This is a genomic window from Brevibacillus panacihumi W25, from assembly GCF_000503775.1.
Classification (GTDB): domain Bacteria; phylum Bacillota; class Bacilli; order Brevibacillales; family Brevibacillaceae; genus Brevibacillus; species Brevibacillus panacihumi_A.
This window is the reverse complement of record NZ_KI629782.1, coordinates 2292630-2305842: the sequence shown is the minus strand read 5'-3', so window position 1 is coordinate 2305842 and position 13213 is coordinate 2292630. Positions and strand designations below refer to the sequence as shown.

The 13213-nt window shown below is 51.7% G+C and carries 13 protein-coding genes; 10 read left to right on the top strand and 3 right to left on the bottom strand.

Annotated features, from left to right (window positions below):
* Nucleotides 1-52: 52 nt before the first annotated feature.
* Together T458_RS40315 and T458_RS40310 are read right to left on the bottom strand one after the other, a co-directional pair.
* Nucleotides 53-1285, bottom strand: a complete 1233-nt coding sequence (locus T458_RS40315; RefSeq protein ID WP_023556726.1) for an MFS transporter — start codon at nucleotides 1283-1285, stop codon at nucleotides 53-55.
* A complete protein-coding gene (locus tag T458_RS40310; protein ID WP_023556725.1) occupies nucleotides 1282-2346 on the bottom strand; it encodes an ArsR/SmtB family transcription factor in 1065 nt (354 codons plus the stop codon). The genes T458_RS40315 and T458_RS40310 overlap by 4 nt, the downstream gene beginning before the upstream one ends.
* A gap of 196 nt (nucleotides 2347-2542) precedes the next feature.
* Here T458_RS40310 and T458_RS40305 point away from each other — a divergent pair, with 196 nt between their 5' ends.
* From T458_RS40305 to T458_RS40265, 10 genes are all read left to right on the top strand, one after another.
* A complete protein-coding gene (locus T458_RS40305; RefSeq protein ID WP_023556724.1) occupies nucleotides 2543-3364 on the top strand; it encodes an EcsC family protein in 822 nt (273 codons plus the stop codon).
* 261 nt (nucleotides 3365-3625) lie between these two features.
* A complete protein-coding gene (locus T458_RS40300) occupies nucleotides 3626-5179 on the top strand; it encodes a sensor histidine kinase (protein WP_023556723.1) in 1554 nt (517 codons plus the stop codon).
* Nucleotides 5172-5795, top strand: a complete 624-nt coding sequence (locus T458_RS40295) for a response regulator (protein WP_023556722.1) — start codon at nucleotides 5172-5174, stop codon at nucleotides 5793-5795. Before T458_RS40300 ends, T458_RS40295 begins: the two co-directional genes overlap by 8 nt.
* A gap of 30 nt (nucleotides 5796-5825) precedes the next feature.
* Nucleotides 5826-6974 carry an HD-GYP domain-containing protein gene (locus T458_RS40290; RefSeq protein WP_171819365.1) on the top strand — a complete coding sequence of 383 codons (1149 nt, stop codon included), beginning with the start codon at nucleotides 5826-5828 and terminating at the stop codon, nucleotides 6972-6974.
* Nucleotides 6975-7164: 190 nt separating this feature from the next.
* Nucleotides 7165-7734, top strand: coding sequence for a signal peptidase I (locus tag T458_RS56055; protein WP_023556720.1), 570 nt, complete (start codon nucleotides 7165-7167; stop codon nucleotides 7732-7734).
* Entirely contained in the window at nucleotides 7715-8995 is a 1281-nt protein-coding gene (locus tag T458_RS40285) for a hypothetical protein (protein ID WP_023556719.1), read from the top strand. The genes T458_RS56055 and T458_RS40285 overlap by 20 nt, the downstream gene beginning before the upstream one ends.
* Before the next feature lie 58 nt (nucleotides 8996-9053).
* Complete coding sequence (locus T458_RS40280) at nucleotides 9054-9641, top strand: hypothetical protein (RefSeq protein WP_023556718.1); 588 nt, start codon at nucleotides 9054-9056, stop codon at nucleotides 9639-9641.
* A 10-nt stretch (nucleotides 9642-9651) separates the two neighbouring features.
* A complete protein-coding gene (locus T458_RS40275; RefSeq protein WP_023556717.1) occupies nucleotides 9652-10323 on the top strand; it encodes a hypothetical protein in 672 nt (223 codons plus the stop codon).
* 32 nt (nucleotides 10324-10355) lie between these two features.
* Nucleotides 10356-10889: a signal peptidase I gene (locus T458_RS40270; RefSeq protein ID WP_023556716.1), complete on the top strand. Its 534-nt coding sequence runs from the start codon at nucleotides 10356-10358 to the stop codon at nucleotides 10887-10889.
* 263 nt (nucleotides 10890-11152) lie between these two features.
* Nucleotides 11153-11764 carry a TasA family protein gene (locus T458_RS40265; RefSeq protein WP_023556715.1) on the top strand — a complete coding sequence of 204 codons (612 nt, stop codon included), beginning with the start codon at nucleotides 11153-11155 and terminating at the stop codon, nucleotides 11762-11764.
* A 57-nt stretch (nucleotides 11765-11821) separates the two neighbouring features.
* Here T458_RS40265 and T458_RS40260 read toward each other — a convergent pair whose 3' ends face one another.
* Nucleotides 11822-13123, bottom strand: coding sequence for a homocysteine synthase (locus T458_RS40260; protein WP_023556714.1), 1302 nt, complete (start codon nucleotides 13121-13123; stop codon nucleotides 11822-11824).
* Nucleotides 13124-13213 lie beyond the last annotated feature (90 nt).

Here is a 13213-nt window from a genome sequence, read left to right as displayed (position 1 = left end):
GGGATCACCCGACCTTCATTATACAGTACGAGGGAATTCTTTTTGCCAAATTTTAGAATTTTTTATCAATGTGATAAGACTGTTGCATAGCGCGAAAATAAGGCAGGAACAAGCCGAGCAAGGCGATGGCGACAATCAATAGGCCCATGCCGATATACAGTGGGCGAATCCCGAGGGACTCTCCTAACTGACCGCCCAGCCAGACCCCTAGCGGCATGGTCAGGCGCATGATCAAAAGCCTGACGGATAAGACGCGCCCCATCAGATCAGGCGGGACTGAGCGCTGATACAGACTGGTGCTGTGTACGTGGAAAAAGGGGGCGGCAATCCCGGCGATAACCTCGATTGCGATGGCGACCCAGACGTGCTGGACGAGGCCAAGTGCGACAAAGGTTGCGCCTCCGATGGCGATAGAGCCCAGCATAAGGACATGCTTTTGCGCGTATCGGGCAGAGAATGGCGGTACGAGCAGAGCTCCGAGCAAATACCCAAGCGGAAAACCGGCCTGGAACAACCCTACATGCAGCGAAGTGCCGGACAGCTCGTCGACCACGTAGGGGATGGTCAAGACCAGAGTGATCCCCACAGCAAATTGGACGACAGCCAGAAAAACACCCAGCCACAGCAACAGCGGCTGTTCCCGAAACACGTGCAGGCCGGCGAGAAACATCGTGATCCACGGCTGCTTCTCCACCTTTTTCTCTCCTGATTGGATGGGGCTGTACAGCAAAAGAAGTCCGCTGATCCAAAAGCTCATCGCGACCAATGCCAATACCCAAGTGCCCTCCAAAGCGACGACAATCGCGCCTCCCAGTACCGGTCCGCCGATCATCGCCATGCGCAGCACACCATCAAGGGTGGCATTGGCACTGACCAGCTCCTCTTTTTTCACGATGGATGGCAGCAGGGACTGACTGGCCGGCACATAGAGAGGCTGGATCAGTCCATTGACCAGAGAAGTGAGATAAAAAGGCCATTGTACCTCAGGCCACAGAATCAGAACGGCGAAGGAGAGGCAAAAGGCCCCGCCGCGCATCCACTGGCAAAATACCAGGACGCGTTTTTTCTCCCAGCGATCCAGGTAAGGACCTGCGATCAATTGCAGCACCAAGGAAGGCAAAAAGTAGAGCAGCCAGAGTCCGCCTACCGCCGTGTAAGAGCCAGTCGCTTGAAAGATTAGCCAGCTAGTAGCCAAAGTCCCCAGTGCGGCACCCAGCTCGGAGACGAGTTGTCCCAGCAGGATCGATAGAAAAGGGCGTTGACGCAGAAGCGGCGGAGTCGTCAAGAGTGTTCCTCCCCCGATCCGGGGCTATCTATAAATTGTTCCATCAGCAGAGAAAGCCTGTCCAGGGTGGGTTTGCGCAATCTGTACTTTGTCCCGGCCGTTTCTACCAGATGTGCGGAGCGCAGCATGGACAGATGATGGTGTACCGTTGATTTGCCGAGCTGCAGCTGCTCCGTCAATTCCTGCAGGCTCTTTTCCTGCCCGGCCAGGATTTTGACCAGACGAAGCCGATGCTCGTCGCCCAGCGCCTTCATCATTTGTACGAGCGATTGCGGTGGACGATAGGGATCAGCCTGCTCGAACAGATGCTGCTCGGCTACCGGGTAATAGAAGATCTTTGTCGCTTCTTTGTCGGCTTGCACGGTCCAGGGGCGGTAGATGGCTTGAGGGATGAGCAATACGCGAGTCACGGCAGGCTCCGGAGGATAATCGCCGTCTGTAGCATAAGCGACAAGCTCTTCTGCCGACCATTTTCCCAACAAGGACTCTTTTTGTGCCCGGTCGCGCTCGAGCATGCGTGTGATCTCCGCCTCGCGCGGTTTTACATGAGTCAGATACCAGCCATTCATCAGCACGCTCAAATGCTTGCGCAGTTCTTCCGGATCTGCCGCGGTTACGTGCGAGATGTAGGCAGGGAAAAAGAGATGCCCCTGACAAGCCTGGATCAAGGCGAAGATATCCTCTTCGCTGCCTGCCGCTGCTCTGCGTCGAGCAGACTGAAGCTCGTCCCCGAGAAAAGGCAAGGCCAGGTAGCGCAACTCCTCTGCGCTTAGCTGTTGGAGAAAATCCAGAAACGCTTCCAGATCGGCAAAATGTTGCGCGTGCAGCAGTTGCAGCAGGGTTTTCCAAGTGTTGTACTCTTTTGCATAGGAAGCTTCCGACCTGACATCAGGGGGGAGATCGGCCAACATCTGCTGCCAGTAGGCAGGCGGCTGCTCCAAAGTGGGATGGATGTCGTCATAGGTTGCGGCTGCGATTCCCAGCGCTGCTTCAAAAAGTGGAGAATGATGCAGCTCTACTTGATACGTCGTACGGCTTCTGCCCATGTTCAAGCGTTTCATCGAATCACTCTTTTCGTAAGGATGAACTGGATAGTTCTAAAAAGATCGAATGTATAATTCTGTATTTATAGAACAAAATCCTCCTTTTGTTCCGTGCCTATTTCCTCTATGCGCAAATCCAAGTTGAAACATTTGAAACGGGGCATCCTATGAACAGATACAAAGTGCGGGAAATCCAGGGGGGGAGCTGCAACGGATGGAATCGAGAGAGACGTTGCTACAGGCATTGAAGGAAGTGGAGGCTTGGGAGCGCGATCAGAACGATTTGTGGTTCTGGGAGAAGCTCGGGAGGCTTCCATTTGTCCTTTTGGATCGCATCACGCCCGCTTTCGTGAGAGAAAAGCTAGGGACGGCAGTGGACGAAATGACCGCTTTTCTGGAAACGGGAGGAACCTACCTGGTACAGGCGGAGCCCATCTATCAAAGGTTTCGCCAGCGGCTGCATCCTAAGAAGCCCGCTGACATCGGGGGAGAGGAGATCGCGGCAGCACCGCTTGCGATGATGAACGAGGTGGCGATGGAGCTGCGAGAGTCGAGAGCAACCTTCGCAGCCGTGCAAGGAGCGACGACTGGGATTGGCGGTATTTTTACGCTGGCTCTGGACATCCCTTTGCTGCTCGGGACCTCGCTCAAAATCCTGCAAGAGATTGCGCTTTGCTACGGGTATCGTCCGCACGAGAAGAAGGAGCGGCTGTTTGTGGTGAAATGCTTGCAGTTTGCCTCGTCTGATATCGTAGGGAAGAAAGCCATTTTAGCGGAGCTGTCCCGCTTTGACGAGCCCAACGCGCAAAAAGACGTGATCGCGCAGTTGCAGGGCTGGCGGGAGGTTGTGGTGACGTACACGGAAAACTTCGGTTGGAAAAAACTGTTTCAGATGGTGCCGATAGCCGGAATCCTGTTCGGGGCCTATCTGAATCGTTCTACTGTGAAGGATGTGGCAGAGGCGGGGATGATGCTGTACCGCAAGCGTCGTATTCTGGAGCGGTTGAGGGAACAGAATCATTTCGCAGGGCAATGAAAAGGGGCTTTTCCGCAAGCAGAACACTTGCAGGAAAGCCCTATTTGTCTCGAAAGGATAGGATTCGAACCACATCGGGCGTTGATAAGAATCGTTTTCTGTATGTCAAACTCAAATCTCTCGAATAATGTCGAAGAACATCACCATCTTCCAGTCCATTTCGACATTATTATCGATTGTAATGATTTGCCAAAATACATTACGATAGAACTAAGTCTTTTTTCTTGATTTTGTACGATTTCTACAAGTGAGGTTTCATTTGTGAATCAATTACTGAAAGAAGTCCGATTTGTTGTCTATCTCATTCAGTGGATTTTGTTAGTCGCTTTTTTCTATTTCTACATGGAATCACCCGCGGGGAATCCCGATTTTGCCACTGGATACCTCACCTTCTGTGGGCTTTATATTGCCCTGCTTTGCTTTGCTCTTCCCAATCGGCTTTGGCTGCTGCTTGGCTTGGTCGATATGTGCTTTGCACTGTTCCTGATCGTTCAGACAGGCAATTGGCATAGCCCGTTGCTGCTTTACGCCTTCACTTCCCTTTTTATGCTGATGGTGGTTTTATCACTCAAACAGGTCATTCTGGTATCCCTTGTCTCCTCGTCTGTCATCTTTTTCTCCGCGATTTGGTTCCCAGGCAACATGGTACTTGAACAGTCACAGTTAGACCATTTGCATCTACTCCTCTCCATCCTGATCTGGACAAGCTTGGCGTTTTGGTGGCTGGTGCTTCTGCGGGCGATAAAAGCCGTGTATTCGCGAGGCTATCAGGTCTATCTTTTTATGAGGAATACTGCTTCCACTCCCATTCCTGACCTGTGCAGTTCTACGGAAAAATTGGTGCAGAAGGTGTTTCGCACGGAGCTAGCCTATCTCTGCTTGTATCAAGGGCATGAGGAGGAGGGCAACTGGAAAAGGGAATTTTTTCTGAATACCCTGCTGGATGTGGGAGCCCAGGAATGGAGAGGCTTCAGGATTGAAGAATGGGAGGATATGACGGGGCGGTCAGATACGTATGCGTGCATGCCGCTTCGGCTGGATCAGGAGGCGTGGGGGTGCCTGATTTTTTTGATTGCTCCCAATCGGACCTTTCATCAGCTCGATCAGCTGCTGCTGCGGATGATTGCCATCGTGGTCTGCCAACAAATCAAGCAAAATCGTGTCCACTATGAAATGGCCCAATCATTGCACGAGGAGATGCGGAAAAAACTGGCCCAGGACATGCATGACGGGTTGGCCCAGCAGTTGTTTTTTTTATCAGCCCAACTCTTTCAGCTAAAAAATGCTTTGCCTGATGAGGCTAAAGAATCTGTGGCGGAAAGGCTTGACCAAATCGAAGACCGGATCAAGTGGTGTCATGGTGAAGTGCGCCATACCATTACCCATCTGCGCGTGTTGCGGGATTCGGAGCCAATCGCGGAAGCTATCGAACAATTGGTAAGAAGGCTGACAGCGGGAACAGATCTGGAGGTTCGTTTCTCCTCAAAGGGAAGCGTGGCCGGTGAGGCCCTTCCTGTATTGGATGCAATATACCGCATGGTGGAGGAAGCCACGGCCAATGTCATCAAGCATGCCCGGGCCCGATCCTTGGCAGTTAGCGTGGAGGTGTCCTCGATACAATGGAAAGTCAAAGTGAGAGATGACGGGATCGGTTTTGTTCCGGAAGAAAAGTCGAGCGAACAAAATTACGGAGTCATCGGCATGAAAGAGAGGATTTCGCAGGTAGGCGGAACACTTTATATCACGGCGAATGTAGACGAAGGGACAGAGCTGCTGGCAATCATACCCAGGAAGGGCGTAGAAATGTATGGATAAAGTCAGAATGCTGATCGCAGATGATCATCGTATCGTTCGGGAAGGGCTCAAGATGATATTGGAAAGCAACCCTCGTTATACCGTAATTGGCGAAGCGAGTACGGGTGATGAGCTTTTGGCCAAAGCATTGACTATAAAGCCTGATTTGATTGTATCCGATTTGAAAATGCCCGGGATCTCGATCATCGACAGTTGCAAGATGCTGAAGGAACAGATTCCAGATCTCAAGGTACTGATCCTGACCGCATTTGATGAGAGCGAGGATGTGTTTCGCGCACTGGAATCCCATGTGGACGGATACATCATGAAAGACACCGTACCGGAGCAGATCCTGCACACCATGGATATGGTAATGATGGGCTACTCCTGCTTCCAGTCCAAACTGCAGCGCAGAAGGCGGGACGAGGAAACGATCGCCTTCACGGAGCGTGAGCAAGAGATTTTTCAACTGATCGTGGAAAATTTGAGCAACCAGGAGATTGCCGAGCGTCTCTACATTTCCGAAGCTACCGTGAAAACGCATGTCAGCAGCATTTTGCGCAAAACCGGACAGCCGAATCGCTCACAGGCTGTTCTGTATGCCTTGAAAAAAGGGATCGTAAAAGTACCCCGTTAAGATTCACAACGGAGGGAAAGGGGAATGTTCATGATCCTGAGGAAAAGAAAACGAAATCACATCAACCGATTGGCTGACGCCATGTTTTTCTGGACCTCTGTACTGGTAAGTGCGAATGCATGCCTGACAATCGTGTTTCAATTTGCCGGGATCCTGATCAAGCCGTGGGCTGGCATAGCGGGAGTGTTCGTCTGCACTGCAATCAGTTGGACGATGTTTGTCCTGCACAGACGGTATGTGTTGGATCATAGTAAGACCCATCACGTATCTGCTTTTCTTGGCTTGTCCTTGCTGCTGTTTTTTTGCTTGTACAATCCCCTGCAGGTTTCCCAAATCTGGACGTTATTATTGTTATACCAAATCTTTTTGAGCTTTTTTTTCAACAGAATTTTGCTTTTGATATGGGGGGCGACGAGTAGCGTCATCTATGTCTTTTTCCATGTCTTGGGGCAACGCGAAATGGTGGACTTGCTGTTTTCGGCCACACTACTTGCAGGTAGCGCGATCGGTTCCTGGGTGAGCTTGTTCACCCTGCAAAAGCTGTTGAATGAATCAGGGAAAAGCTTTGAAGAACGTAAGAGAGAGAATGCCATCTCGCTTCTGAATACACTGGTTCCGATTGTCGAGAGGAAGACGCAAAGGAGCAGCAAAGAAATTGAGCAGATGAGCAGGCTGATGCGGCGCATGGTCAGGGAATTTCCGCTGGAGCAGGTTTACGATTGGGAGATCAAGCTGCTTTCGCTCCTGCATTATGTAAGCCGGATCAAATGGCCGGATTATGTGTTTGAATCAGGGGAAAAGCTGACTGCCTACGAACATCGGATTATTCAGGAGCATTGCTACATCGGCAGGGAGGTGTTCGGCGACGACCAAAGCTTTGCCCGGGTCGTGCAGGCGTTGCAGGATCATCATGAGCGCTATGATGGCAAGGGATACCCGAATGAACACAAGGGTGAGGAAATCCCTTTGTTGGCGCAGATTTTGGGCATTATCGAATGCTATCTCGCCATGACGACTCCGCGCCCCTACCGGGAGACCGCTACCGTGGAAGATGCATTTCAGGAGATCTGGATGATGGCAGGCCGGGGTTTTGATGAGAGAGTCGTACGTGCCTTTGCACAAGCCGTACAGTTGCACTCTCCGACGAAAGTCTCCAACGCTCCAACAAAGGTCAGATAGACGAAAGCCGAGACAAAAGCTGTCCTTGTTACAAGGGCAGCTTTTGTCGTTCCCGCCCTCATCCTTGAGTATGATGAGCAGTCATCCTGGCCGCTGGAAATCTTCCGCCTTTTCAGCCGACGGAGTCCCTCCGGTGGCGGAAGATAAGCTGCTCTCTTCCGCCGTAAAATAGAACGAAGAGGTGAGCGGAGTGGCGAAGATCTGGGTAAAAAGGACTGGACTGGGACTGGTCGTGATGATGATTGTTCTGAATCTGTTTCTATACAGTACCAGCCGCTTGAACGAAGACCGCATCCCGGGATATGGAGATTGGCGCATGCTTTCTGTGTTGACCGGCAGCATGGCCCCGCAGATCGACGCGGGTGATATGGTCATCGTCACGCGATATGGGGCTGGTGAGGAGCCGCGTGTAGGTGATATCGTCACGTATTGGAGAGATGAGCAGACGCGTTCCCTGATTACCCATCGCGTCATCCAGAGTCTGGACAACGGCTACCTGCAAACCAAAGGTGACGCCAATATCGAGTTGGACGGAGGATGGACAGATCCGGACCGTCTCGTGGGCAAGGTGGTTTTCACCATCCCGTATGCAGCGGCACTTCAACAATTTAGTAAGGAGCCGCTGGTGATGGCGGGGTTGCTTGCTGCTTTCGCTGCCTGGCTCTTCTGTTCGCAACGAAAGCCCGTGACAAGGCAACAGAATAGTTCGGATACTACCGTGAAAATAAGGGAGGCATGTCATGAAGTGGGAACAGATTAAAAACTGGCCATGGAAGCGCATTGTATTGGGCACAGCCGTTCTTTCCTCGATTGCGGCTAGCACCAGTTTTGGGACTTATGCATACTTTACCAGCCAAGTGGATGACACGGCGGCTTTTGCTGCGGGAAAGCTGGAAATTCGGCTGGGGGAGACAAAAGCCCGCTTTGAAGCAGAGGATCAAACTCCCTTTATGCCTGGTGTGCGTTTTGAAAAGAGCCTTACCATTGAAAATGACAGCGACGTCCCGGTGAAATACGCGTTGCTCGCAGAAAAGGCGGATGGCGACGAGATTGTTTATGATCAATTGATGGTGGAGATTCGGCGGGAGGCTGAAGATACTCTGCTCTACCTGGGACGGGTCAAAAGCCTGACCCAAGCCAATATCGTGATACCGGAACTTCCCCAAGGAGGCCAGGACGAATTGCGTTTCACGGTCTACTTGCCGGAAAGCACGGGAAATGAAGTGCAGCAAAAATCGACTGAGGTCAACTTTGGCTTTCTCGCTACCCAGCAGGAGAATACGGAATATTTTGCCCAAAGAGGGCCTGTGATGACCTTCACACCGGAGGATTTAAGCGGGAGCCAACTGATCGAGACCATGAAGATGGCGAACAAGATTGCGGGAGAGGACGGCGCCTCGGCAAAAAGAATGACGTTTATTCTGGGGGCTGGAACCTATGATCTGAGCGGTATGGACTTGCCCGAACAGATTACGTGGCAGGCTGCACCCGGTCAGGAAGGTAAGGTCATCATCGAAGCCGGAGATCTGGAAGTGAGCGACTCCGCCTTTGAAGGGATCAGGTTTGAAGGAGCTGGGACAGGCTTGCTGGTGGGGTCCAATGTCAGTTTTTCGAGGTGTACGTTCATTGGATTTAACGAAGCAATCAAGACTGCGAAGGACGGGCACGAGGATGGAGATACAAGCACATATACAGGCTTAACCGTCAAGGACAGCCGTTTTGAAGGAGCTGAACAGGCGATCGTGCTGGATCAGACAATCAAGGCTGCGATGATCGTGAATAACCGGTTTGTCGGTGCAAATCACGCCGTTGTCATTGACAATGATCAAGAAACACAAGTGCAAATCGTCGACAACGATTTCGTCAAAGTGAACAAGTTCGCCGTGATGAGCGATGGAGTCCGGGTAGGTGATGGCATTGACGGCTTCAAGGAGATCGAGACAGAGAAGGACGGCAAGAGAAAATTGGCTCTTCATTTGCACAAGGCGGACATCTTCCTGGAAAACAATTCGTACGAGTAGGGAAGCCGGGCGATGCAGGGCCCGCAGGAAAAGAGAAATCACGCTATGGGATCAGGCGATGGTCGGGTTGTTTCTGATGGGCCTTACCTTTTCCCTGTATGTCCATCCATCGGCTACGTATAGCTGGATGTGGCATCAAGTGAGGGATTCGAGTCAGCAGTTTGTTGTGGGGTTGCTGGATATTACGAAAAGCCGCTTCGGAGATGAATGGAAGGTGCTTGAGGGGGGCAATCACACTGTGGATTTGGCACGGATGCTCCCGGGGGACGCCAGACAGTTGCAGGCAACTTTGTCGCGTGGAGATAGCGATCTGGACTTCTTCTATAAAATCGTAGCGAGTGTCACCAATCGCGAACAGCCTGAGGCAGCGCAAAAGCTGGAGGAAGTGCTGCGTATGAGGATTTTGCAGGGGAAAGAAGAGCTGTACGACGGACTGGTGCGTGATCTCAAGCCGGCCGAGTTCGGTCCCAATCTCAGGCATGAGACAGAAGGCTTGTTTTTGGCGGATGAGGGGGATAAAAGCTTTTTGATAACAGTGTATCTGCCGCGTGAGGGTGTGGATCATCAGTATCAATCCCTTCGCGGGGAAGTGGAAATCCGTTTTCTTGCAAAGCAAGCAACATCCGACGCGATCTACGCCGAATAGGGGTGAGAAAGTGAAAAAGCTGGCCATGGCATTGATCGCAGTCAGTCTTTTAGGCAACGCAGTCCCGTTAGACCAAACACTTTCTTTTTTAACCAGTGAGAAAAAACAGATGTATTCCCTTTCCACAGGATCCAATGAAGATGTTTTCATGACGGACACCTCCCAAATCCAGATGACATCGCGTGTGGTCAAGAAGGTACGTGTCGTGCGCAAGACACAAGCAGACGGCAGCGTTTCTGAGGATACAAGGGAAACGCTGACGATTGTGGAAGGGACAGCGGAACTGACGTTTATCCCGCAACGCCCCGATTTTGACCTGGACGTGGAGAACATTTCTGTGACGGGAGAGATCGCGGATGTGCTCAAGGTGGAGCGAACGGATGCGGAGGATGGAATTGTTTTCCGGATTGCCCACGATCGGCAGGAGATTGAGTTCGATAACAGGGTGGAAAAAGGCGAGATCCAGATTACTGCTCTCGGGGGATTTTACACCTGTACGATTCCAGTGACACTGGTGACAACCTATCGGAAGCCAACCGACATTACGGAACTGCCCGCAGAGACCCCATCCCAACAGCCGGGGGCACCGGATTCATCGTCCCCGTATCCTTCCCAACCAGCAGAGCCGACAGGGACGCCAGCTCCAGCGCCAGAAACACCAACGCCGCAGACAGAGGGATAACGTTCAGCCACATTGAAAAAGGAGGATGCCCGATGGCAATCGTCAAAAAAGTCTTGTCCGTTGCTGCCACCATTCTGTTTACCTTGATTATCGCATTGTGCGTATTTTTGTTTGTTGGCAAGATGAACGGCGGGAAAACGATGTTGTTTGACAACGAGCTGATGGTCGTCCTGAGCGGTTCGATGGCCCCGACATTCCAGACGGGAAGCATCGTAGCAGTCAAACCCGTTTCCTTCGAACAGATCAAACAAGGAGATATCATCACATTCAAGGATCTGGATGGAAGAACGGTCACACATCGTGTCGTGGAGATAAAAGATAGCCAATTGGTAACAAAAGGAGACGCCAACGACGGCAATGACTACAATCCGGTAAGCAAGGATCGGGTCATCGGGGAGGTACAATATTGGGTTCCTTTGCTTGGATATCTTGTGGAGTTTATCCGCTCACAGGTAGGAATGCTTGTTTTCTTGGTAGTACCGGGTGTCTATCTGATCGTCAGCCAGGTGTGGAAGCTATTCCGTATGTTAAAAGAAGCAGATGCGCCTGTTAACGAAAGCCGCTAATTCAAAGATCCTCAAAAATGGTCATGACCGTTTTCGCCTGTCATCGGGGGACAACGGTCATGACCGTTTTGTTTGCGAATCATCACATCACCGGGTTGAATCCCCTTCATCCTCTGGTATGAGGGGGGAGGACCACGCAGGGGGAGAGTCAATCAACCAGGCAGGCGTTCTTTTTCATTCCCATGCAGGAAGTCCGTTTTTCGCAAAAACAGTACGATTAGACCAAGAAAGAAAAGATCACATATACCTGGGAGGAATTGAACATGAACTTGAAAAAACAATTTGCGATGACGCTGGCATCTGTAGGGCTGGGTGCAGCTCTGATCGGCGGGGGAACATTCGCATACTTCAACGCTACGACATCCATCGATAACAACACGTTTGCCGCAGGTACTTTGAAGATTGGGGCGACACCGGCTTCCGCAGTGTTTGATGTGAACAACCTGAAACCTGGTGACTGGATGGAGAGAACGTTCAAGATCAAAAATGAAGGAACATTGGATGTTGACAAGCTCTTGATGGGTCTGGAGTACACCATTGTGGATGTGGGCGAAGATCAGCTCGACGATGATGATTTTGCAAAAAATCTGAAGGTATACTTCCTCTCTAGCGACAATAAATCGATTCCTTTCGATGATCGCGTCATCCTCAGCCCGCTGAACGGTAAAACACTCAAGCAATTGAAAGACGGCGGACAATTGGATATCTCAAGCTGGGGTACTAGATGGCAGCATCTGAAACCAGGTGTAAACGAAGAAATCTACATCGGTATTAAATTCGAGGATGACGGAAAAGATCAAAATCGCTTCCAAGGCGACAGCGTCAGCCTCAAATTCAACCTGGAAGGGAAGCAAACAGCAGGCCAAGGCCGATAAGGATCAGGAACGCAAAAAACCACTCGCTCAGAGTGGTTTTTGCTATGCAGCGATATGCTAGGCTTGGCTGACCGCAATAACTTTTTGCAAGGCTTGCTCCAAATCGCCGATGATATCCTCGATCGCTTCGGTTCCGACAGACAAGCGAACCATTCCCGGGGAGACGCCCGCTGCGATTTGCTCTGCTTCATTTAATTGCTGGTGCGTCGTGCTGGCAGGGTGAATGATCAGCGACTTGGAATCACCTACATTGGCGAGGTGGGAGAACAGCTTCACGGACTCAATCAGCTTCTGCCCTTCCTTCACGCCGCCGCGAATGCCGAAGGTGAGGATGGCGCCAGCACCTTTTGGCAGGTATTTTTTCGCCAACTGGTACTCGGTGTTGGTTTCCAGACCGGGGTAGTTGACCCACTCCACTTCTGGATGGTTTTCCAGGAAGCGGGCAACTGCCAGCGCGTTTTGGCTGTGTCGCTCCATGCGCAGATGCAGCGTCTCCAGGCCCTGCAAGAACAAAAAGGAGTTGAATGGGGCGACGGCCGCTCCGATATCGCGCTGCAGCTGCACGCGTGCTTTGAGGATATATGCGAGCGGTCCGAGCGCTTCGCTGTACACCACGCCATGATAGCTCGGATCTGGCGTCGTCAGTCCCGGGAATTTGCCGTTGTCCCAGTTGAATTTGCCGGAGTCGACGATAATGCCGCCGATCGCAGTCCCGTGTCCGCCGATGAATTTCGTCGTGGAGTGGACGACGATATCGGCTCCGTGGTCGAAGGGCCGGCAGAGAATCGGCGATGCGAACGTGTTGTCTACGATCAGCGGAATGCCGTTTTCATGCGCGACTGCGGAGATCGCTTCGAGATCTGCCACGTTGATGCGCGGATTGCCGATCGTCTCGACGAAGACGGCTTTGGTTTTGTCATTGATAAATTCGCGGAAGTTCTCGGGGTTGGATTGATCCACGAAGTGTACCTTGATCCCCAAACGAGGCAAGGTATGGGCGAACAGATTGTACGTCCCGCCGTACAGGCTGCTGGAGGCGACGATTTCATCCCCGGCCTGGGCGATATTGAGAATAGAGAAGGTGATCGCTGCCTGACCGGATGAGGTCGCCAGTGCCCCAACGCCGCCTTCCAACAGGGCGACACGCTTCTCGAAAGCATCTTGCGTCGGGTTCATGATCCGGGTGTAGATGTTCCCCAATTCCTTGAGTGCGAACAGGTTTGCCGCATGCTCCGTATCGCGGAATACATACGAGCTGGTCTGGTAGATCGGGACGGCTCTGGAGCCTGTGGTCGGGTCTACCTCCTGTCCTCCATGGATCGCGAGGGTTTCTGGTTTCCACTGTTGTTGATCGGACATGATTATCTCTCCTTTTTTCTGTGAGTAAATGAAATAAAAAACGGAGCCTTCTCCTGGGAAGAAGAAGGCTCCGGACATGCCGTATGCGTA